This is a genomic window from Streptomyces showdoensis (assembly GCF_039535475.1).
GTDB classification, from domain to species: domain Bacteria; phylum Actinomycetota; class Actinomycetes; order Streptomycetales; family Streptomycetaceae; genus Streptomyces; species Streptomyces showdoensis.
Genome location: NZ_BAAAXG010000026.1, coordinates 3,995,580 through 4,015,383 on the forward strand (window position 1 = coordinate 3,995,580; position 19,804 = coordinate 4,015,383).

General features: G+C 74.3%; 19 protein-coding genes. 11 read left to right on the forward strand and 8 right to left on the reverse strand.

Annotated features, from left to right (window positions below; genetic code table 11):
• The first annotated feature begins 20 nt into the window (after nt 1-20).
• From ABD981_RS31320 to ABD981_RS31330, 3 genes are all read left to right on the forward strand, one after another.
• Nucleotides 21-3,512, forward strand: coding sequence for a DNA polymerase III subunit alpha (locus ABD981_RS31320; protein ID WP_046909488.1), 3,492 nt, complete (start codon nt 21-23; stop codon nt 3,510-3,512).
• The gene (locus ABD981_RS31325) at nt 3,509-4,468 is read left to right on the forward strand and encodes a DNA polymerase Y family protein (RefSeq protein ID WP_046909547.1); all 960 of its coding nucleotides are present in this window, start codon (nt 3,509-3,511) and stop codon (nt 4,466-4,468) included. The genes ABD981_RS31320 and ABD981_RS31325 overlap by 4 nt, the downstream gene beginning before the upstream one ends.
• 179 nt (nt 4,469-4,647) lie before the next feature.
• Nucleotides 4,648-5,535, forward strand: a complete 888-nt coding sequence (locus ABD981_RS31330) for an esterase/lipase family protein (RefSeq protein WP_046909487.1) — start codon at nt 4,648-4,650, stop codon at nt 5,533-5,535.
• A 44-nt stretch (nt 5,536-5,579) separates the two neighbouring features.
• Here the strand turns inward: ABD981_RS31330 and ABD981_RS31335 are convergent, their stop codons facing one another.
• Complete coding sequence (locus ABD981_RS31335; RefSeq protein WP_046909486.1) at nt 5,580-6,569, reverse strand: lytic polysaccharide monooxygenase; 990 nt, start codon at nt 6,567-6,569, stop codon at nt 5,580-5,582.
• 155 nt (nt 6,570-6,724) lie between these two features.
• Nucleotides 6,725-7,399 (reverse strand): response regulator, encoded by a 675-nt coding sequence (locus tag ABD981_RS31340; RefSeq protein ID WP_205628221.1) that lies wholly within the window; start codon nt 7,397-7,399, stop codon nt 6,725-6,727.
• 131 nt (nt 7,400-7,530) lie between these two features.
• On the opposite strand from ABD981_RS31340, the gene ABD981_RS31345 reads away from it, so the two are divergent.
• The 5 genes from ABD981_RS31345 (at nt 7,531) to ABD981_RS31365 (ending at nt 11,564) form a co-directional block, all read left to right on the forward strand.
• Nucleotides 7,531-8,514, forward strand: a complete 984-nt coding sequence (locus ABD981_RS31345) for a Bug family tripartite tricarboxylate transporter substrate binding protein (RefSeq protein WP_046909485.1) — start codon at nt 7,531-7,533, stop codon at nt 8,512-8,514.
• Complete coding sequence (locus ABD981_RS31350) at nt 8,511-9,059, forward strand: tripartite tricarboxylate transporter TctB family protein (RefSeq protein WP_046909484.1); 549 nt, start codon at nt 8,511-8,513, stop codon at nt 9,057-9,059. Before ABD981_RS31345 ends, ABD981_RS31350 begins: the two co-directional genes overlap by 4 nt.
• A gap of 3 nt (nt 9,060-9,062) precedes the next feature.
• On the forward strand, nt 9,063-10,559 hold the full coding sequence (locus ABD981_RS31355) for a tripartite tricarboxylate transporter permease (protein WP_046909483.1): 1,497 nt from the start codon (nt 9,063-9,065) through the stop codon (nt 10,557-10,559).
• Nucleotides 10,556-11,053, forward strand: a complete 498-nt coding sequence (locus ABD981_RS31360; protein ID WP_046909482.1) for a GNAT family N-acetyltransferase — start codon at nt 10,556-10,558, stop codon at nt 11,051-11,053. Before ABD981_RS31355 ends, ABD981_RS31360 begins: the two co-directional genes overlap by 4 nt.
• 91 nt (nt 11,054-11,144) lie before the next feature.
• A complete protein-coding gene (locus ABD981_RS31365; RefSeq protein ID WP_123954738.1) occupies nt 11,145-11,564 on the forward strand; it encodes a DUF6299 family protein in 420 nt (139 codons plus the stop codon).
• A 47-nt stretch (nt 11,565-11,611) separates the two neighbouring features.
• Here ABD981_RS31365 and ABD981_RS31370 read toward each other — a convergent pair whose 3' ends face one another.
• Both ABD981_RS31370 and ABD981_RS31375 read right to left on the reverse strand, forming a co-directional pair.
• Nucleotides 11,612-12,106 (reverse strand): ribonuclease FAU-1 family protein, encoded by a 495-nt coding sequence (locus ABD981_RS31370; protein ID WP_046909480.1) that lies wholly within the window; start codon nt 12,104-12,106, stop codon nt 11,612-11,614.
• Nucleotides 12,087-13,016, reverse strand: a complete 930-nt coding sequence (locus tag ABD981_RS31375; RefSeq protein ID WP_046909479.1) for a GNAT family N-acetyltransferase — start codon at nt 13,014-13,016, stop codon at nt 12,087-12,089. Before ABD981_RS31375 ends, ABD981_RS31370 begins: the two co-directional genes overlap by 20 nt.
• Nucleotides 13,017-13,090: 74 nt before the next feature.
• On the opposite strand from ABD981_RS31375, the gene ABD981_RS31380 reads away from it, so the two are divergent.
• Entirely contained in the window at nt 13,091-13,465 is a 375-nt protein-coding gene (locus ABD981_RS31380; RefSeq protein WP_046909478.1) for a GntR family transcriptional regulator, read from the forward strand.
• Nucleotides 13,466-13,546: 81 nt separating this feature from the next.
• Here ABD981_RS31380 and ABD981_RS31385 read toward each other — a convergent pair whose 3' ends face one another.
• Nucleotides 13,547-14,686, reverse strand: coding sequence for a DUF5925 domain-containing protein (locus ABD981_RS31385; RefSeq protein WP_046909477.1), 1,140 nt, complete (start codon nt 14,684-14,686; stop codon nt 13,547-13,549).
• A gap of 226 nt (nt 14,687-14,912) precedes the next feature.
• Here ABD981_RS31385 and ABD981_RS31390 point away from each other — a divergent pair, with 226 nt between their 5' ends.
• Nucleotides 14,913-15,722 carry an SGNH/GDSL hydrolase family protein gene (locus ABD981_RS31390; protein WP_046909476.1) on the forward strand — a complete coding sequence of 270 codons (810 nt, stop codon included), beginning with the start codon at nt 14,913-14,915 and terminating at the stop codon, nt 15,720-15,722.
• Here the strand turns inward: ABD981_RS31390 and ABD981_RS31395 are convergent.
• Entirely contained in the window at nt 15,706-17,331 is a 1,626-nt protein-coding gene (locus ABD981_RS31395) for a serine/threonine-protein kinase (protein ID WP_345530433.1), read from the reverse strand. The two genes, ABD981_RS31390 and ABD981_RS31395, sit on opposite strands and share 17 nt — an antisense overlap.
• A gap of 276 nt (nt 17,332-17,607) precedes the next feature.
• On the opposite strand from ABD981_RS31395, the gene ABD981_RS31400 reads away from it, so the two are divergent.
• Nucleotides 17,608-17,874: a hypothetical protein gene (locus tag ABD981_RS31400; RefSeq protein WP_123955266.1), complete on the forward strand. Its 267-nt coding sequence runs from the start codon at nt 17,608-17,610 to the stop codon at nt 17,872-17,874.
• A gap of 193 nt (nt 17,875-18,067) precedes the next feature.
• On the opposite strand, the gene ABD981_RS31405 is transcribed toward ABD981_RS31400, so the two are convergent.
• Entirely contained in the window at nt 18,068-18,844 is a 777-nt protein-coding gene (locus ABD981_RS31405) for an ABC transporter permease (RefSeq protein ID WP_046912330.1), read from the reverse strand.
• Complete coding sequence (locus tag ABD981_RS31410) at nt 18,841-19,797, reverse strand: ATP-binding cassette domain-containing protein (protein WP_046912329.1); 957 nt, start codon at nt 19,795-19,797, stop codon at nt 18,841-18,843. Before ABD981_RS31410 ends, ABD981_RS31405 begins: the two co-directional genes overlap by 4 nt.
• Between the last annotated feature and the right edge of the window lie 7 nt (nt 19,798-19,804).

The window sequence follows — 19,804 nt, forward strand, 5'->3', positions numbered from 1 at the left end:
TCGATGCGGAGGTGTGGCGCATGCCGGGGTTCACGCACCTGCACACCGCGTCGGGCTTCTCCCTGCGCTACGGCGCCTCCCACCCCGCCCGGCTGGCCGAACGCGCCGCGGAGCGGGGCATGGACGCCCTCGCCCTGACCGACCGCGACACCGTCGCCGGCGTCGTCCGCTTCGCCAAGGCCTGCGCGACGGCGGGCGTCCGGCCGCTGTTCGGCGCGGACCTGGCCTACGAGCCGGCCCCCGGCCCGCCGGACGCCGCCGCCACCGCCCGCACCTCCGCGCGGCGCGTCCCCGTACGGGGCGGCGCCTTCGTGGACGAGTCCGCGCCCCGCGCCGTCTTCCTCGCCCGCTCCCGGGCCGGCTGGGCCGAACTCTGCGCGCTCGTCACCGCCGCCCACGCCCGGGCGGGGGAGGGGCCGCCGGTGCTGCCCTGGACGGCCGACGGGCCCGCCGGCCGGGGCGGGGCGGCCGCCGGTGACGGGCTCTTCGTCCTGCTCGGGCCCGCCTCCGACGTCGGGCGCGCCCTCGTCGCCGGCCGCCCCGACCGGGCCGCCCGGCTGCTCGTGCCCTGGCGCGAGCGGTACGGGGACGCCCTGTGCCTGGAGGTCGTCCCGCACGGGCGCGCCGGCACCGGGCCCGGCTCGCTGCGGCTCGCCGCCCGTACCGTCGGCTTCGCCGCCGAGCAGGGCGTCCGGCCGGTGCTCGGCAACGAGGTGCGCTACGCCGACCCCGGCCAGGGCCCGGTCGCCGATGTCCTCGACTCCGCCCGCCGGCTCGTCCCCGTCGACCCCCGCGGCGCCGGGCTCGACGCCGGGGAGGCCTGGCTCAAGGACCCCGACGCCATGCGGGCCGCCGCCGAGCGGACCGTCGAGGCCGCGGGCTTCCGCCGCGAGGCCGCCCACCGGCTCCTGGAGCACACCGCCGCCGTCGCCGCCGGCTGCCTGGTCGACCCCGAGGACGACCTCGGCATGGGCTCCGCGCACTTCCCCGAACCGCACCTGGTCGGCGCCGCCCACCGCACCGCCCAGCGCGTGCTCGCCTCCCGGGCCGCCGCCGGCATGGTCCTGAAGGGGTACGAGAGGCGGCGCGGGTACTGGGACCGGATGCACCGGGAGCTGGACGTCATCGCCCACCACGGCTTCGCCAGCTACTTCCTGACGGTCGCCCAGGTCGTCGACGACGTCCGGGGGATGGGCATCCGGGTGGCCGCCCGCGGCTCCGGCGCCGGGTCCCTCGTCAACCACCTCCTCGGCATCGCCCACGCCGACCCGGTCGAGCACGGCCTGCTGATGGAACGCTTCCTCTCCAAGCGCCGCACCGCCCTCCCCGACATCGACATCGACGTGGAGTCCGCCCGCCGCCTGGAGGTCTACCGGGCGATCCTCGGCCGCTTCGGCGCCGAGCGGGTCGCCACCGTCGCCATGCCCGAGACCTACCGGGTCCGCCACGCGGTGCGGGACGTGGGCGCCGCCCTGTCCATGGACCCCGCCGACACCGACCGGATCGCCAAGGCCTTCCCGCACATCCGCGCCCGGGACGCCCGCGCCGCCCTGGAGGAGCTGCCCGAACTGCGCGGGCTCAAAGCCGAACTCCAGGGGCGCGAGCGCTTCTGGGCCCTGGTCGAGGCGCTCGACGCGCTGCCCCGCGGCATCGCCATGCACCCCTGCGGAGTGCTCCTCTCGGACGCCTCGCTGCTCACCCGCACCCCCGTGATGCCCACCAGTGGCGAGGGCCTCCCCATGGCCCAGTTCGACAAGGAGGACGTCGAGGACCTCGGCCTGCTCAAGCTCGACGTCCTCGGGGTGCGGATGCAGTCCGCGATGGCGCACGCCGTCGCCGAGGTCGGGCGCGCCACCGGCGTCCGCCCGGACATCGACGCCGTCCCGCCCGGCGACCCCGACACCTACCGGCTGATCCGCTCCACCGAGACCCTGGGCTGCTTCCAGATCGAGTCGCCCGGCCAGCGCGACCTGGTGGGCCGGCTCCAGCCGGAGACCTTCCACGACCTCGTCGTCGACATCTCGCTCTTCCGGCCGGGCCCGGTCGCCGCCGACATGGTCCGCCCCTTCATCGAGGCCCGGCACGGCCGCGCGCCCGTCCGCTACCCGCACCCCGACCTGGAGGGGACGCTGAAGGAGACCTATGGCGTCGTCGTCTTCCACGAGCAGATCATCGAGATCGTGAGCATCATGACCGGCTGCGGCCGCGACGAGGCCGACCAGGTGCGCCGCGGGCTCTCCCACCCGGAGTCGCAGGGGCGGATCAGGCTGTGGTTCGCCGAGCGGGCCGGGCACCGGGGGTACGCCGCCGACGTGGTCGCCCGCACCTGGGAGATCGTCGAGGCCTTCGGCTCGTACGGCTTCTGCAAGGCGCACGCGGTGGCCTTCGCCGTGCCGACCTACCAGTCGGCCTGGCTCAAGGCGCACCACCCGGCCGCCTTCTACGCCGGGCTGCTCACCCACGACCCCGGCATGTACCCCAAGCGGCTGCTGCTCGCGGACGCCCGGCGGCGCGGGGTGCCGGTGCTGCCGCTGGACGTGAACCGGTCGGCGGTCGCCCACCGTATCGAACTGGTGTCCGATGGTCCGGCGGTGTGGGGCCTCCGGCTCGGCCTCGCCGACGTCCACGGCATCAGCGAGGCCGAGGGCGCCCGCATCGAGAACGGCCGGCCCTACGCCTCCCTGCTCGACTTCTGGGAGCGGGCCCGCCCGCGCAAACCCGTCGCCGAACGCCTCGCCCAGGTCGGCGCGCTCGACGCCTTCGGCGCCAACCGCCGCGACCTGCTCCTGCACCTGACCGAACTCCACCGCCTCCAGCGCGGCGCCGCCTCCTACGGCGGACAGCTCCCGCTCGCCCAGGGCAACAGGACCGCCCCCGTCGGCCTGCCCGATCTCGACGAGTCCGAACGCCTCAGCGCCGAACTCGGCATCCTCGGCATGGACGCCTCCCGCCACCTCATGGACGACCAGCGGACCTTCCTGCGCGAACTCGGCGTCGTCTCCGCGCAGCGGCTGCGCTCCGCCCGGCACGGCCAGACCGTCCTGGTCGCCGGCGCCAAGGCGGCGACCCAGACCCCGCCGATCCGCTCCGGCAAGCGGGTCATCTTCACCACCCTCGACGACGGCACCGGCCTGGTCGACCTGGCCTTCTTCGACGACTCCCACGAACGCTGCGCCCACACCGTCTTCCACTCCTGGCTGCTGCTCGTCCGGGGCGTGGTGCAGCGGCGCGGCCCGCGCAGCCTCAGCGTGGTCGGCTCCGCCGCCTGGAACCTCGCCGAACTGGCCGAACTGCGCGCGAGCGGCGGCCTGCCGGCGGTCGGCGAGCGCCTGTCCGAACAGCCGGGGGAGCCGTCCCCCGACGGGGCCGACGGCACCGGGGACACCGGACGTCGCATCACGATGTCCACCGGCTACGAGATGAACCCCTGGGCCGACCTCCGGCCCGCCGGGGAGGGCGCCGCGACGCCGGCGCGGAAACTGTGGCACAGCAGCCCGGGGAGCGCCGGATGATCCTCTGCGTACGGTTCCGGCTCGCACCGACGGGGGAGGTGATGCTCCCCCGTCTCGTCGAGCTGCTGACGGAGTTCACCCCCGTCGTCGAGGCGACCCCGCCCGGCGAGGCGCTCGCCGACGTCCGCGGCGCACTGCGCTACTTCGGCTGGAGCCCGGCCGAACTCGCCTCGGTGATCCGGGTCAGGGCGCTCGCCCTGTACGGGGTGGACTGCGTCATCGGCGCCGGGCCCAACCCCATGCTGGCCCGGATGGCGGCCCGCGAGGCCCGGCCCGGCGTCACCCTGGTCGTCGAGGACCCGGCGGAGTTCCTGCGGGACCGCCCGGTCGTCGCGCTCGACGGCGTCGGCCGCGCCACCGCCCGGACCCTCTGCGGCTACGGCCTCGACTCGGTCGGCCGGGTCGCCGACGCGCCGCTCGCCGTGCTCCAGCGGCTCGTCGGCGCGAAGGCCGGCCGCGAGCTGTGGGAGCGGGCCCGGGGCGTCGACCGCACCCCCGTCGTCCCCGGCGAGCCCTCCCGGTCCCTCGCCGCCGAACGCTCCTTCCCGCACGACGAACTGGACCCGGCCGAGCAGCGCAGGGCCCTGCTCTCGCTCACCGAGGAGCTGGGCGCCCGGATGCGTACGGAGGGGCAGGTGTGCCGCTCCCTCGCGGTCACCGTGCGGTACGCCGACCGCAGCACGTCCGCCAGGACCCGCACCCTGCGCGAACCGACCGCCCACTCCGCGGAGCTGACCGCCCTCGCGTACGCGGTGCACGCCTCCTTCGGCCTCCAGCGGGCCCGGGTCCGGGGGATCGCCCTGCGCGCCGAGGGGCTGGGGCCGGCCGAGGCGGCCGCGCACCAGCTGACCTTCGACCCGGCGGACGACAAGGCCCGCCGGATCGAGGCGGTGGCGGACCGGGCGAGGGCGAGGTTCGGCCCGCGGGCGGTGCTGCCGGGCACGCTCGCGGCCTGAGAGACCTCGGGCGCGGGGCACCCGGCGGGGACACGCCAGTTTTTACCGACGCGTAACTTCCCAGTCGACGCTACCCGTGCGTAGCTTGACGGAAGCGCATCCCCACTTGTGGTCCGGACCGCAGGGCGTACAGCAACGCACCCTTCGAGTTTCCCCTTGAGCCGCAAGGAGACCGCCCGATGCTGCCCCGGACCCCCCGCACCCCCCGGCCCCTCTGGAAGCACGCCCTCAGAACCCTGGCCGTGCTCCTGCTGACCGCCGCCGCCACCCTCGCCCCCACCGCCGCCGCGCAGGCCGGCACGGCCCCCAGCAGGGGCTGGAACGACTTCTCCTGCAAGCCCTCGGCCGCGCACCCCCGCCCCGTCGTCCTCGTCCACGGCACCTTCGGCAACGCCGTCGACAACTGGCTGGGCCTGGCGCCGTACCTGGTCGACCGCGGGTACTGCGTCTTCTCCCTCGACTACGGGCAGCTGCCCGGCGTGCCGTTCTTCCACGGCCTCGGCCCCGTCGACAAGTCCGCCGAACAGCTCGACGCGTACGTCGACCGGGTCCTCGCCGCCACCGGCGCCGCCGAGGCCGACCTCGTCGGGCACTCGCAGGGCGGCATGATGCCCCGCTACTACCTGAAGTTCCTCGGCGGCGCGGCGAAGGTCAACGCGCTCGTCGGCATCGCGCCGGACAACCACGGCACCACCCTCAACGGCCTCACCAAGCTGCTGCCGTACTTCCCGGGCGCCGAGGACCTGCTGTCCGCGTCGACCCCGGGACTCGCCGACCAGATCGCCGGCTCGCCGCTGCTCACCAAGCTCAACGCGGGCGGCGACACCGTGCCCGGCGTGCGCTACACGGTCATCGCGACCCGGTACGACGAGGTCGTCACCCCGTACCGCTCCGGCTTCCTCAGCGGACCGGACGTCGACAACATCGTGCTCCAGGACCTGTGCGCCCTCGACCTGTCGGAGCACGTGGCGATCGGCACCGTGGACCGGGTCGTCATGCACGAGGTGAACAACGCCCTCGACCCGGCCCACGCGACCCCGACCACCTGCCTCTCCGCGATCGGCTGAAGCATCGGCTCACCGATCGGCGCACAGGTCGGCCGACGTGTCGGCTAACGCGCCGACCGACGGCGGGCCGTGGCGAACAGCACGGCCGCTCCGGCCCCCAGGACGACGGCGCCGCCCACCGCCAGATAGGTCGTGGCGGCGTCGCCGCCGGTCTCGGCCAGCTCGACCCCGCCGGACCCGGACGTGCTGCCGGACCCGGCGGGCCCGCCGGACCCCGACCCGGCGGAGCCGGACTCGGCCCCGGACGCCGGCGCGGAGGTGGCCGGCGCCGGGGAGGCGGGCGCCTGGGACGTGGGCGCGGCCGAGTTCGAGGCGTGCCCACCGTGCCCGGAGTGCCCGCCCGTCGGAGCGTCGGTGGGCGCGGCGGCGGTCGGCGCGGCGGGCCCCTTCGAGCCGGTGTCCGCCCCGAACACCACGTCCGAGCAGGTGTAGAACGCCTCGGGGGAGTCGGACCGCTGCCAGATCGAGTAGATCAGGTGCCGCCCCGACTTCTTCGGCACGGTGCCCTTGAACACGTAGTCGCCGTTCACCATGCCCGGGTCGGTGACCGTGACGAACGGCTTCGCCTCCAGGTCCGACCACTTCAGCGGCTTGGCCGGGTCGTACCCGTCCTTCGTCACGTACAGCTCGAACGAGCCCTTGTGCGGGGCGGTCCCCTTGTAGTGGAAGGTGTGCTCGCCGGACGCCATCTTGCTGGCCGGCCAGTCCGCCCGCGCGAGGTCGAGCCCCCGGTAGGTGGCGTTGCCTGCGCTGCACAGCTTCCCGTCCGGAATGATCTGCTTGCTCCGTCCGCCGGCGTTCGCGATGTTCACCCCGTTCCAGTCGTACAGCGGCTGCGTCCCGCCGGCCGCCACCACCGCCTTGCACGCCGCCGACTCGGGACTCTCCGGCCCCTCCGCGTAGCAGGCCGCGACCCGGCTCACCGGGTCGGTCATCGACCCGTGCGCGAAGGCGGGCCCGGCGCCGAGCCCGGCCAGCGCCAGGACGGCGGAAGCGGTGACGACCGGGACGGCGGCCGTACGGAGAGAGGTCATGGGGGGACAACTCCTTCACGAGGGTGAGGGTGTGGGGGGTTGTCGAGCAAACTAGCCCTCGGAAAAGGGTGTTCAGGGGCTCAGGAGGGTCTTCGGGCGATCCTTATGGTCGTGTTAAGGGGCTTCTAAGCGGGGCCACAGAAAAGGCTCCGGCGTCAGCCCAGACGGCGGTAGCGGCGCTCGGGGCGTCCGGTCCCGCCGTAGCGGAGGGTGATCTCGGCGCGGCCGGTCTGCGCGAAGTACTCCAGGTAGCGGCGGGCGCTCACCCGCGACAGCGAGCCCGCCTCGGCGCACTCCGTGGCCGACAGGCCCTCCGGGTGGGCGCGCAGGATCGTGTCGACCAGCTCCGCGGTCGGGGCGGCCAGGCCCTTGGGGAGCTCGCGGGAGCCGCGCGGGCGGGTGCCGAAGATCTGGTCCACGTCCTCCTGGCGCGCCTCCGCCGCCGACAGTTCGTCGAGGCGGCTGCGGAGCAGGGCCACGTGCCGCAACTGCTCCTGGAGCGCAGCCTGGTTGAACGGCTTGATGAGGTAGTGCAGGGCCCCCGCGCGCAGCGCCGCCCGGATCGTGTCCACGTCCCGCGCGGCCGTGATGAACAGCGCGTCCGTCGCCATCCCCGAGGCCCGCAGCTCCCGCAGCACCGCGATCCCGTCCATGTCGGGCAGGAAGATGTCGAGCAGCAGCAGATCGGGACGGAGCGCGTGCGCGGCACGCAGCGCCTCGGCGCCGCCGTGGGCGACCCCCACGACGGAGAAGCCCGGCACCGCCGACACGTAGCGGCAGTGCAGCTTGGCCACCATGAAGTCGTCGTCGACCACCAGCACCTTCGTCACGCGGCCAACGTAGGGCGCGACCACAAGGACCACAACGTCCGTTGGTTGCGGAAGCGAGACAGCTTCTTCACGCGCAGGCAACATGTGGGCCACCTCACACCCCCATTCCTCCCTAGAGAGAGGCGGCTCCCGTGCGGCTCAGCACTCCCCTCGCCCTGTTCGGGGCGGCGCTGCTCGTGCTCGTGGGACCGCCGCTGCTCAGCACCGGCAGCGGCTCCGACACCGGCACCCGGATACCCGGCCTGCGCTTCATGGTCCCCAACACGCCCGGCGGCGGCTACGACATCACCGCCCGCACCGCGGCCAAGAACGCCGAGGAGGCCGGACTCACCACCGACATCGAGGTCTTCAACCTGCCCGGCGCGGGCGGCACCGTCGGCCTCACCCGGCTCGTCGGCGAACACGGCAACGGCCGGATCGCCATGTCCATGGGCCTCGGCGTCGTCGGCGCCGTCCACACCAACAAGACGCCGAAGACCCTCGCCGACACCACCCCGATCGCCCGGCTCACCATGGAGCAGGACATCGTCGTGGTCGGCAAGGACTCCCCGTACAAGACCATCCAGGACCTGCTGACCGCCTGGAAGAAGGACCCCGGCAAGCTGCCCGTAGGCGGCGGCTCCTCGCCCGGCGGCCCCGACCACCTCGCGCCCATGCTGATGGCCCAGGCCGCCGGCATCCCGCCGAAGGACGTCAACTACGTCCCCTTCGACGGCGGCGGCGAGCTGCTCGCCTCCATCCTCGGCGAGAAGGTCGCCTTCGGCGTCTCCGGCGTCGGCGAGTACCTCGACCAGATCAAGGCCGGCGAGCTGCGCCTGCTCGCCGTCACCGGCGCCCAGCGGGTCCCCGGACTCGACGCGCCCACCCTCCGCGAGGCCGGACTCGACACCGAGTTCATCAACTGGCGCGGCATCGTCGCCCCGCCCGGCCTCTCCGACGCCGAACGCGACAAGCTGGTCGTCCTCGTCACCAAGCTGCACGAGTCCCCGCAGTGGCGCGAGTCCCTGAAGACCCACGGCTGGAACGACGCCTTCCTGCCGGGCGACGAGTTCGGCACCTTCCTCGCCGAGCAGGACCGCCGCGTCGCCTCCGTACTGAAGGAGCTGGGACTGTGACCACCACGACCCCCACCGACACGCCGGGCACCCCCGACACCGCCGCCGAGCGCCCGTCCTGGCTGCGCGACCACTCCGAACTCGGCGTCAGCCTCATCCTGCTGCTCCTCGGCGGCCTCGTCCTCACCGACGCCCTCACCATGACCGTCGACGTCGCCCAGCGCGGCCCCGTCGGCCCCCGCACCGTCCCCCTCGTCGTCGGCGCCGGACTGCTCCTCGTCGCCGTCCTCCTCGCCGTCGACGTCCTGCGCGGCGGCCGCGGCGAGGCCGAGGGGGGCGAGGACGTCGACCTGTCCGAGCCCGGCGACTGGCGCACCGTCCTCCTGCTCGCCGGCGTCTTCCTCGGCTTCGCCGCCCTCATCGGCCCGGCCGGCTTCCCCCTCGCCGGCGCCCTGCTCTTCTGGGGCTCGGCCTACGCCCTCGGCAGCCGCCACCTGCCCCGCGACCCGCTGATCGCCGCCGCCCTCTCCCTGCTCACCTACGTCGTCTTCGACACGCTGCTCGGCGTCCCGCTGCCCGGCGGCCCGCTGATGGGAGTGCTCTGACCCATGGACTCGCTGAACTCCCTCCTCGACGGCTTCGGCACCGCGCTGACCCCCGTCAACCTGCTCTGGGCCGCCCTCGGCGTCCTCCTCGGCACCGCCATCGGCGTCCTGCCCGGCATCGGCCCCGCCATGGCCGTCGCCCTGCTGCTCCCCGTGACCTACGGGCTGGAGCCCACCGGCGCGTTCATCATGTTCGCCGGCATCTACTACGGCGCCATGTTCGGCGGCTCCACCACCTCCATCCTGCTCAACACGCCGGGGGAGAGCGCGGCCGTCGTCGCCGCCATCGAGGGCAACCCGATGGCCAAGTCGGGCCGCGGCGCCCAGGCCCTCGCCGCCGCGGCCATCGGACACTTCGCCGGCGGCATGACCGGCACGATCCTGCTGGTGCTCCTCGCCCCGGTCGTCGCCGCGCTCGCCGTCGACATCGGCGCCCCCGACTACTTCGCCATCATGGTCCTCGCCTTCATCGCGGTGACCTCCGTCCTCGGCTCCTCCCGCATCCGCGGCCTCGCCTCCCTGCTCATCGGCCTCACCCTCGGCCTGGTCGGCCTCGACCAGATGACCGGCCAGCAGCGCCTCACCTACGGCTCGCTCCAGCTCGCCGACGGCATCGACGTCGTCATCGTCGCGGTCGGCCTCTTCGCCATCGGCGAGGCCCTGTGGGTCGCCGCCCACCTGCGCCGCGGCACCGGCGAGGCGATCCCCGTCGGACGCCCCTGGCTCGGCCGCGACGACGTGAGGCGCACCTGGAAGGCCTGGCTGCGCGGCCCGTTCATCGGCTTCCCGTTCGGCGCGATCCCGGCCGGCGGCGCCGAGATCCCGACCTTCCTGTCGTACGTGACGGAGAAGCGCCTGTCGAAGCACAAGGACCAGTTCGGCAAGGGCGCCATCGAGGGCGTCGCGGGCCCCGAGTCCGCCGCCTCCGCCTCCGCCGCCGGCACCCTGGTCTCCATGCTCACCCTGGGCCTGCCGACGACCGCCGTCGCCGCCGTGATGCTCGCCGCCTTCCAGCAGTACGGGATCCAGCCCGGCCCGCTGCTCTTCGAACGCGAACCCGAGCTGGTCTGGGGCCTGATCGCCTCGCTCTTCGTCGGCATGGTGCTGCTGCTCGCGCTCAACCTGCCGCTCGCCCCGGTCTGGGCGAAGCTGCTGCGCATCCCCCGCCCGTACCTCTACGCCGGCATCCTGTTCTTCGCCGCCGTCGGCGCGTACGCGGTCGGCGGCGAGGCCCTCGACCTGGTGATCCTGCTGGTCATCGGCCTCATCGGCTTCGGCATGCGGCGCTACGGACTGCCCGTCCTGCCCGCCGTGATCGGCGTCATCCTCGGCCCGGCCGCCGAACAGCAGCTGCGCCGCGCGCTGCAGATCAGCGACGGCTCCGTCACCGGCCTGGTGAACACCCCGTTCTCGGTGACCGTCTACGCGGTGGTGCTGCTCCTGCTGGCCTGGCCGCTGGTGCGGAAGACGATCAACCGCCGCCGTACCGTGTCGGTATGACGCCTGACCGTACGACGAACGACGCGCCCCGCCCCGCGGACGCCGCCGACGTGCCCGCCGTGAAGGCCGTGATCGACGCGGCCTTCCACCACTACATCGAGCGGATCGGTCTCGTACCGGCCCCGATGGAGGAGGACCACGCGGCGAACGTGGCGGCGGGGCGCGTCTTCGTCGCGGGCGAGCCCGTGGCCGGGCTCGTCGTCGTGATCCCGGAGGCGGACCACCTCTACCTCGACACCGTCGCCGTCCACCCGGACGCCCAGGGCACCGGCCTCGGCCGCGCCCTGATGGGCTGGGTCGAGGACCGGGCCCGCGCCCTCGGGCTGCCCGAGGTGCGGCTGCTCACCAACGCGATGATGTGGGAGAACCGGAAGTTGTACGAGCGGTACGGCTACGAGGTCGTCGAACGGCGTCTTGACGGACCGTACGACCGTATTCACTACCGAAAGACGGTGGCGGTCGACCCGGCGCACAACTCGCCCCCGAAGGGGTGAGTTTCGGACAACGGGCGGCTTGATCCGATATCCCTGGCGGGCAGTTCCCACCCCGACTCCCCCCCCCATGCCCCGAAGGGACCCCCAACCCATGCGCGCTCGCCTCGCCGTCGCCGCCGGTGCCCTGCTCGCCCTCACCGCCGTCCCGGCCGCCACCGCCCACGCCGGGCCCGCCGACGCCGTCGCCGTCGACCCGCAGGGCACGATCGGTGCCGACGGCACGGTCAGCCTCTCCGGCGCCTACCGCTGCACCGACGACAGCGCGGGCCCCGTCTTCGTCGGCTCGACGCTCGTCCAGGGCGAGCACTCCGCCGGGATCGGCGGCACCCAGGCCGTCTGCGACGGGCAGGTCCACACGTGGACCAACAGCGCCGTCGTGAAGGACCCCGCCTACCGGCCGGGCGAGGCCCGGGTGGAGGCCTCCCTCATGCAACTGGCCCCCGCCGACCCGCTGGGGCTGCCGCTGCCCGAGTTCCTGGCCGAGGAGGAGCGGGACATCACCCTGCGCTAGAACGGGCGGTGCCGGGCGGGGGTCCGGCCGGGCGGGGGCCCGCCCCGTCAGCCCTCCCCGCCCAGCAGCTCCACCAGCCCGTCGCGGCCCAGCGCGTCCAGCTCGTCGAGGGCGCGCACGGCCCGTCCGGCCGCCTCCGGGTCGGCGGCGGCCAGGCCGCTCGCCGCGAACTCGTCCTCGTCCAGCCGCAGCACCTCGCCGCCGTCCGCCGACACCCACAGGTCCAGGTCCAGGTCCTCGACCAGCACCTCGGACCCGTCGGCGGCCACCACGGCGGGCCGGGTCACGTCGCAGTACCAGCCCTTGAGCGTGCCGTCGCCGGACCGGACCTCCTTCACCGCGTACCAGCGGTCCCGCCAGTAGTGCTCGGTGAAGACGTCACCCGGCTCGAAGCGCACGAAGCCGAAGTCCCGGACGCCCTCGGCCGCCCAGGGCGCCCGGACGGTCAGCCGGACCCCGTCGTCGGTCAGCAGCTCCGCCGGGTAGCGGATCTTCGTCCGCCCCGCCTTCACCAGGGCGATCTCAACCGGCCGTGCGGACATGACGGACCTCCTTCGCGCCGACCTCGTACCCGAACCACGTGTTGATGGCCAGCATCGGCCCGTTCCCGGTGTCGTTGCCGGTGAAGGCCTCCGTGCAGCCCGCCGCCCGCGCCAGGTGCAGGGCGTGGTTCTTCGCCAGCTTGGCCAGCCCCCGGCCCCGGAACTCCGGCGCCGTGCCGGTCATCCCCGACCCGAAGCGGCCGAGCCCGTCGGTCTGGGCCGCGGTGAACGCCGCCGGGCGCCCGTCGACCAGCGCCACCGTGGTCAGCTCGCGGTCGAGCAGCGGGTGGTTCCAGGTGGACTCCAGCCAGTGCGCGTAGTCGGTCAGCTCGGCGGCGACGTCGCCCGGCTCGTCGGCCGTGGTCAGCGCGTCCAGCTCGAACAGCGGGCGCGGATCGGCGGCGAAGGCCGTCGCCTGGCGCAGCTCGACCCCGGCGGGGAGCTCCCGCAGCGGCGGCAGTTCGGCGGTGGTCAGGTCGAGGCGCAGGAAGTAGGCGGAGCGGCTGGCCGCGTAGCCGTGCCGCCCGGCGAAGGCGCGGTTCGCCGGCTCGTCCAGGACCCAGCTGTAGAACGTGCTCGCCCCCGCCGAGGCCAGGTGCTCCTCGGCGGCCCGCAGCAGCAGCGCGCCGGCGCCGCGCCCGCGGTGCGCGGGGTGGACGTAGACGTTGACGTTGCCGATGCCCGGCTCGGGGGACTCGTGCGCGAGCGACACCTGGGCCGTGCCGACGATCTCCCCGTCGGCCTCGGCGACCAGCGGCCGCTGGTGCGCGTCGGGATGGGCGTGCGCCCAGTCGAAGGCCACCTGGGCGCCGGTGGCGAGCATGAAGGGGAGGGCGGCGCGCCGGACCCGGGCGAAGCCCTCGGCGTCCTCGGGGAGCTCGGGCCGTACATCGCGGACGATCACAGTCATGCTGCCGCACGCTATGCGGCGGCCGCGTCCGGCCGCCTCCCATTTTCCCGTCGGCCGGGTGCACAATCGGGCGGGTGACGCTTCGAATCAGCGTGGACCAGCACTCCACCACCGCCCCGTACGAACAGCTCCGCGCCCAGATCTCGGAGAGCGCCCGCTCCGGGGAGCTGCCCGTGGGGTACAAGCTTCCGACGGTACGGGGCCTCGCGGAGGATCTCGGGCTCGCGGCGAACACGGTCGCCAAGGCGTACAAGGCGCTGGAGGCGGACGGGGTGATCGAGACCCGCGGCCGCAACGGCACCTTCGTCGCGGCGGCCTCCGACGCGGCCTCCCGCCTCGCCGCCACCGCCGCGGCGGCCTACGCGACGGAGGCGCTCCGGCTGGGGCTGACGAGGGAGGGGGCGGAGGCGGCGGTCGCCGAGGCGATCCGGGCGACGTACGACGACTGATCCGTCCGCCGCCGCGGTTCACGGGAGGGCGGCGCCCCGAGGCCGTGTCCTTCGGATCGGGCCGGGCCCGAAGGACACGGCCTAGAGGTACAACCCCGCCTCGGCGGCGCGCTGCTCCGGCATGCCCACCGCCGAGATGCCGCGCCGCAGCGCGAACAGCTCCGCGAGCGTCGAGCCGTCCTGGCCGACGCCCTCCTCGCGCCCCAGCCAGGCCACCGACTCGGCGCGGGTCAGCGGGCCCACCTCGATCCGGGCCAGGCAGCGGCCGGGGCGGACCACGGCGGGGTGGAGGCGCTCCAGGTCCTCGTTGGTGGTGACGCCGACGAGGACGTTGCGGCCCTGGCCGAGCAGACCGTCCGTCAGGTTGAGGAGCCGGGAGAGGGCCTGGCCGGCCGTGTGCTTGGCCTCGCCGCGGATCAGCTCGTCGCAGTCCTCCAGGAGCAGCAGCCGCCAGCGGCCCTTCGCGGTGCCCTCGTCCTCGCCGATCGCGATGTCCATCAGATAGCCGACGTCGCTGAACAGGCGCTCCGGATCGAGGACGCAGTCGACCTGGCACCAGTCGCGCCAGGACCGGGCGAGGGTCCGCAGCGCGGAGGTCTTGCCGGTGCCGGGCGGGCCGTGGAGCAGCAGCAGCCGGCCGGTGATGTCCTCGGGGGTGACGGCCATCAGCCGGTCCATCGCCCCGGCGACGGGCGCCGTGTAGTTGGGGCGGATCTCGTCCCAGGTGCCCGCGCCGATCTGCCGCGTGGTCCGATGCGGGCCGCGCCGGGGCGACACGTACCAGAAGCCCATGGTCACGTTCTCGGGCTGCGGTTCGGGCTCGTCCGCGGCCCCGTCCGTCGCCTCTTTGAGCACCCGCTCGGCGAGTTCGGCGTCGGTCGCGGTGACGGTGACGTCCGCGCCCCGGCTCCAGCGGGAGACGAGCAGCGTCCAGCCCTCGCCCTCGGCGAGGAGCGCGCTGCGGTCGTCGTCCTTCGCCGCCCGGAGCAGTCGCGCGCCGCCGGGCAGCAGGGTGGCGGCGGGCTTCACCCGGTCCAGGGTGGTGCTCAGGGCGTGCGGCTGCTCCCCGGTCGCGAAGCGTCCCAGGAACAGCGCGTCGACGACGTCCGACGGCGAGTCGCTGTCGTCGACGTTCAGCCGGATCGGCAGCGAGCGCTCGGGCGGCGTCCCGGACGGTTCCACGGCCGATTCCCCCGCGCCCTGGCCTTGGTTGGCAGACATGGCGCCCATGATCCGGCAACCGGGCATTCCGTGCACGGGGTTTTGAACGGGACGTTCCGCGGGGTCGCCCGGTGGGCCCAGTGACCTCGCGTCACCTGGCCTGATCTCGATGGTTTCTGAAGGTAAGTCATGGGTAATCGGCCACGACTTTTGGCATGGACACTTCCAGCGCGCCGGATCCGCTGCTACTACCTGGTAACGCAGAGATCCTGCTACAGGAGGTCCCATGAAACTGTCCCGTTTTACGGCTTTCACCTCTTCGCTCCTGCTCGGTGCCGTCCTCGCCCTCACCGGGGCGGGAGCCGCGCAGGCCGCCGAGTCCGCCGCCCTCGACTACGTGGCGCTGGGCGACTCGTACTCCTCGGGCGTCGGCTCCGGGAGCTACGACAGCGCGAGCGGCGACTGCAAGCGCTCCACCAAGGCCTACCCGGTCCTCTGGAAGAACGCGAACGCCCCTTCCTCCTTCGCGTTCACCGCTTGCTCGGGCGCTCGAACGGGTGATGTCACGGCCAATCAGCTCGGACCGCTCTCCACCGCCACCGACCTGGTCTCCGTCACGATCGGAGGCAATGACGCCGGTTTCGCCGACGTCATGACCACCTGCGTCCTCCAGTCCGAGGCGACCTGTATCAACCGCGTGAATCAGGCCAAGGGCTACGTCGACTCCACGCTGCCCGGGAACCTCGACTCGGTGTACTCGGCGATCCGCAACAAGGCCCCCAACGCCCGCGTCGTGGTGCTCGGCTACCCGCGCTTCTACCAGCTCAACGGCACCTGCGTGGCCGGCCTGAGCGAGAACGAGCGGCGCGCCATCAACGACGCCTCGGACTACCTCAACGCGGCCACCGCCAAGAGAGCCGCGAACCACGGCTTCACCTTCGCGAGCGTCGTCCCCGCCTTCACCGGGCACGAGATCTGCTCCTCGGGCACGGCCTGGCTGCACAGCGTCAACTGGCTGAACATCGGCGAGTCGTACCACCCGACCGCGGCCGGCCAGTCCGGCGGATACCTGCCCAGCTTCAGGAACGCGGTGTAGGACCCGGCGCGGGAGTACCGGCCGAGGTCGTGGCCGGCGGACCCGTGGGAGTGGTGGCCCCGCCCGTCGGGGTCACCTTCTCGCACGTCACCGAGAAGGCCACCAGCTCCGACCGCGCCTCCACCGGCGAGCGCACCTCCACCCCGATCCGGTCCTCCAGCGTCCCGTCCGGCCGGTACCCCGCCTGGACCCGGGTGACCTGCCGCTCGGCCGGGCCGCCCGCCGCGAACTCCAGCGTCCGCCAGGCCGCGTCCTGGCCCTCGCCGCTCTCGGTGATCCAGCGGTACGACACGGTGGCGGGCGTCCCGCCCACCGTGAACGTCGCCGTGAAGGCCGGCGCCTGCTCCCGCGGCGGCGGACAGGCGCCCTCGTAACTCGCCCGGTCCGCCCGCACGGACACCACCACCGAGGTCGCGGGCGTGCTCGACGAGCTGGTCGGCGGCGTGGTGGCGGGGGTGGTCGGCGGCGTGGTCGTCGGGGCCTCCGTGGTGGGGGCGCTCGTCGTGCCGGGCGGGGCGGGCGGGGGAGCGGGGCCGTCGTCGCGCAGCAGCGCGTACGTCAGCCCGCCGCCCACCAGGAGCAGCGCGGCGATCCCCGCGACGAGCGCCGCGCGCCCGCGCCGCCGCTCCCCGGAGCCGGGCCGCGGACCGTCGGGCGCGGGCAGCGGGGTGGTCGCGGGACCCGACGGTCCGTGCGGGCCGCCGGAGCCGCCCGACCCGCCGCCGGGACCGCCCGGGCCCTCCGGGAGCGGGGCCGGGAAGGGGCCGTACGTCTCCGCCCGCGTCGGTCCGGCGCTCGGGGTGCCGCCCGCGCCGATCACGCGCAGCCGCTCCTCGGCTTCCTCGGCGGACATCCGCCGCTCCGGGTCCTTGCGCAGCAGCCCCTCGATCACCGGAGCGAGCGCCCCCGCCCGCTCCGGCGGGGCGGGCTCCTCGTCCACGACCGCGCGCAGGGTGTCGAGCGCGGTGCCCCGCCGGAACGGCGAGGCCCCCTCGACGGCGGCGTACAGAAGCACTCCGAGCGACCACAGGTCCGCCGCGAGCCCCGGCGTGCGCCCCATCGCGCGTTCCGGCGCGAGGTATTCGGGGGAGCCGATGAGCTCGCCGGTCATGGTGAGCGGGGAGGTGCCCGCGACCGCCGCGATGCCGAAGTCGGTGAGCACCACCCGGCCGTCGTTGGCGAGCAGCACGTTGGCCGGCTTGACGTCCCGGTGCAGCACCCCGGCCCCGTGCGCGGCGCGCAGCGCGGCGAGCACGTCGGCGCCGATCAGCGCGGCCCGCCGGGGCGGCAGCGGCCCCTCGGCCTCCAGGGTCTCGGCGAGGGTGAGGCCGCGGACCAGCTCCATCACGATCCAGGGGCGGCCGTCCTCGGTGACCACGTCGTACACCGTGACCGCGCTCCGGTGCGACACCCGCGCGGCGGCCCACGCCTCGCGCTCCAGGCGGGCGTAGAGCCGCTCCCGGTCCTCGGCCGGCAGGCCGGCCGGGGCGCGCACCTCCTTGACCGCCACCTCGCGGCCCAGGACCTCGTCCCGGGCCCGCCAGACGGTGCCCATCCCGCCCTCGCCGAGCACGTCCAGGAGCCGGTACCGACCCGCGATCACCGTCATCCCCCCACGGTAGCCGAGCCCCGGCGCCTTGTGGTGGTGGAGATCACACCCGGCCGAGCGGGCCCTCGCGGGGACCCGGCGTGCAGGATGGTTCGTGACGGTTCGACAGGCGTTCGACCGCTGTCCAACTCACCCTGGAATCAGACGGATTCGGACAGTGATCGTCAACCCCCGTACACAAGCGGTGAATCCTGCGGCCGGAATACACGGGTGTCGTAGCGGGGCGATAGGGTTAACCTGCCCGGGCCGGGTGCCCTCGTACGGGTGGGGAGTGACATGGAACAGATAGCAATGCGCAGCAGGCCGCGTGTGCCTGCCATCACCTGCGGGAGCAGTGCGACCAGCTCGCGACTCGACCGCCATCTCGCGGTGCTCGGCGGTCCCGCCGTGCCCCAGCGCGAAGCGGCCGAGGCGACGCTGCTGATGCGGGAGCTGACGGCACGTGAGGTGCCGGTGCACGGTCATCGCAGCAGGAGCTCGCGGGTCTCGCTCTTCGCCCCGCTGCGCCGGCTGCGCCGATCCCTCTTCGGCAACCACAGCTGACGGACCGTCCGGACCCCCGGACCGTTCGCGCCCTCCGGACCGTTCGGGCCGGGCTCCCGCGTACCCCGACGCATCGCTCCCGCCCGCTCCGCTCGGCCGACGGCTCACCCCCGACCGCTCGTTCCCGACACCCCGCCGGACGTGTCCCCGCCCGTCCGGCGCTTCACCCCGTCCGCGTCCGGCCCGTCGGGCCTCAGCCGCGGGCGTGGCGCCTGACCGCCGCCGGTGCGGCGAGCGCGATCAGCGCCAGTGACCAGAGCAGCGCCCCGGCCACCGGGTGCGCCACCGGCCAGGCCGCTTCCGTCGGCGCGGACGCGTTCCCGAACAGCTCCCGGACCGCCGTCGTCACCGCCGAGACGGGGTTCCACTCGGCGACCGTGCGCAGCCAGTCCGGCATGCCGTCCGTCGGGATGTACGCGTTGGACAGCAGCGGCAGCATGAAGGCGGCGCTGCCCAGCTGACCGGCCGCCTCCTCGCTGCGCGAGACGAGCCCGAGCAGGATGCCCACCCAGGTCGCGGCGGAGCGGAAGAGCAGCAACAGGCCCACGGCGCCCAGCGCCTCCAGGGCGGTGCCCTCGATCCGCCAGCCCATCGCGAGGCCCACCAGGAGCAGCGGGACCATGCCCACCGCGCTCGTGACCAGGTCGGCGAGCACCTGCCCGAGCGGCACGGCGGCCCGGTCGACCGGCAGGGTGCGCAGCCGGTCCGTCACGCCCCGGTGGGTGTCCTGGGCCGCCTGGAACATGCCGGTCATCACGCCGTTCGCCGCCGTCGCCACCAGCAGCCCCGGGACCAGGTAGGCCCGGTAGTCGGCACCCGGCATGGCGAGCGCGCCGCCGAAGACGTACCCGAAGAACAACAGGAAGACGATCGGCATGGTCTGCGTCATGACCGTGATCGCGGGGGCGTGCCGGATCCGCAGGAGATGGCGGCCGAGCAGCGCGGTGCCGTCGTGGACGAGGGAGCTCATGCGGCGGCCTCCTGGGGCGCGGGGCGGGGTGCGCGACCGGTGAGGCGCAGGAACACCTCGTCGAGGGTGGGCGGCCGCAGCGAGGCGTCGACCAGGGGGATCCCGGCCGCGTCGGCCTCGCGCACGAGCCGGGGCAGGGTGAGCGTGCGGTCCGTGGTGACCGCCCCGACGGCGTTGCGCCCGGCGTCCAGGACCGGCGCGGAGCCGGTGAGCCGGTCGAGCACTCCGGCGGCGGCCTCCAGGGCCGATGCGTGGGCCACCACGAGCTCGGCGTGACTGCCGATGAGCGCCTTGAGTTCGGCCGGGGTGCCGCGGTGGGCGGCCCGGCCCTCGTCGACCAGGACGACCTCGTCGGCGAGCTGGTCGGCCTCCTCCAGGTACTGGGTGGTCAGCAGCACCGTCGTGCCCCGGGACGCCAACCCCCGTACGGCGTCCCAGATCTCGCCCCGGCTGTGCGGATCGAGCCCGGTCGTCGGCTCGTCCAGGAAGAGCACGCGCGGCCGGACGATCAGGCTCGCCGCCAGGTCGAGGCGCCGGCGCATGCCGCCCGAGTAGGTGCGGGCGGGCCGCCCGGCCGCCTCGGCGAGCCCGAAGCGTTCCAGGAGCTCGTCGGCGCGGGAGCGCGGGGCGCGCAGCAGCCGGGCGAAGAGGCGCAGGTTCTCGGCCCCGGTGAGGTCGCCGTCGACGGAGGTGTGCTGGCCGGCGACGGCGATCCGCTCGCGCACCCCGGCGGCGTCCCGGACCACGTCGCGCCCGGCCACCCGGGCGCTGCCGGCGTCGGGGGCGGTCAGGGTGGTGAGCACCCGCACCGCCGTGGTCTTGCCCGCCCCGTTGGGGCCGAGGACCCCGCAGACGGTGCCCTCGGGGACGGCCAGGTCGAGCCCGCGCAGGGCGTGGACCTCGCCGTACCGCTTCTGCAGACCCTCACTAAGTACAGCGTACGTAGTTGTCATGTGGCCG

Excerpts from the sequence above, each read along its gene's own strand:
- ABD981_RS31320 (WP_046909488.1), top strand. The coding sequence starts at position 21 with ATGCCGGGGTTCACGCACCTGCACACCGCGTCGGGCTTCTCCCTGCGC.
- ABD981_RS31325 (WP_046909547.1), top strand. The coding sequence starts at position 3,509 with ATGATCCTCTGCGTACGGTTCCGGCTCGCACCGACGGGGGAGGTGATG.
- ABD981_RS31330 (WP_046909487.1), top strand. The coding sequence starts at position 4,648 with ATGCTGCCCCGGACCCCCCGCACCCCCCGGCCCCTCTGGAAGCACGCC.
- ABD981_RS31335 (WP_046909486.1), bottom strand. The coding sequence starts at position 6,569 with ATGACCTCTCTCCGTACGGCCGCCGTCCCGGTCGTCACCGCTTCCGCC.
- ABD981_RS31355 (WP_046909483.1), top strand. The coding sequence starts at position 9,063 with ATGGACTCGCTGAACTCCCTCCTCGACGGCTTCGGCACCGCGCTGACC.
- ABD981_RS31360 (WP_046909482.1), top strand. The coding sequence starts at position 10,556 with ATGACGCCTGACCGTACGACGAACGACGCGCCCCGCCCCGCGGACGCC.
- ABD981_RS31365 (WP_123954738.1), top strand. The coding sequence starts at position 11,145 with ATGCGCGCTCGCCTCGCCGTCGCCGCCGGTGCCCTGCTCGCCCTCACC.
- ABD981_RS31370 (WP_046909480.1), bottom strand. The coding sequence starts at position 12,106 with ATGTCCGCACGGCCGGTTGAGATCGCCCTGGTGAAGGCGGGGCGGACG.
- ABD981_RS31375 (WP_046909479.1), bottom strand. The coding sequence starts at position 13,016 with ATGACTGTGATCGTCCGCGATGTACGGCCCGAGCTCCCCGAGGACGCC.
- ABD981_RS31385 (WP_046909477.1), bottom strand. The coding sequence starts at position 14,686 with ATGTCTGCCAACCAAGGCCAGGGCGCGGGGGAATCGGCCGTGGAACCG.
- ABD981_RS31390 (WP_046909476.1), top strand. The coding sequence starts at position 14,913 with ATGAAACTGTCCCGTTTTACGGCTTTCACCTCTTCGCTCCTGCTCGGT.
- ABD981_RS31395 (WP_345530433.1), bottom strand. The coding sequence starts at position 17,331 with ATGACGGTGATCGCGGGTCGGTACCGGCTCCTGGACGTGCTCGGCGAG.
- ABD981_RS31400 (WP_123955266.1), top strand. The coding sequence starts at position 17,608 with ATGGAACAGATAGCAATGCGCAGCAGGCCGCGTGTGCCTGCCATCACC.
- ABD981_RS31405 (WP_046912330.1), bottom strand. The coding sequence starts at position 18,844 with ATGAGCTCCCTCGTCCACGACGGCACCGCGCTGCTCGGCCGCCATCTC.
- ABD981_RS31410 (WP_046912329.1), bottom strand. The coding sequence starts at position 19,797 with ATGACAACTACGTACGCTGTACTTAGTGAGGGTCTGCAGAAGCGGTAC.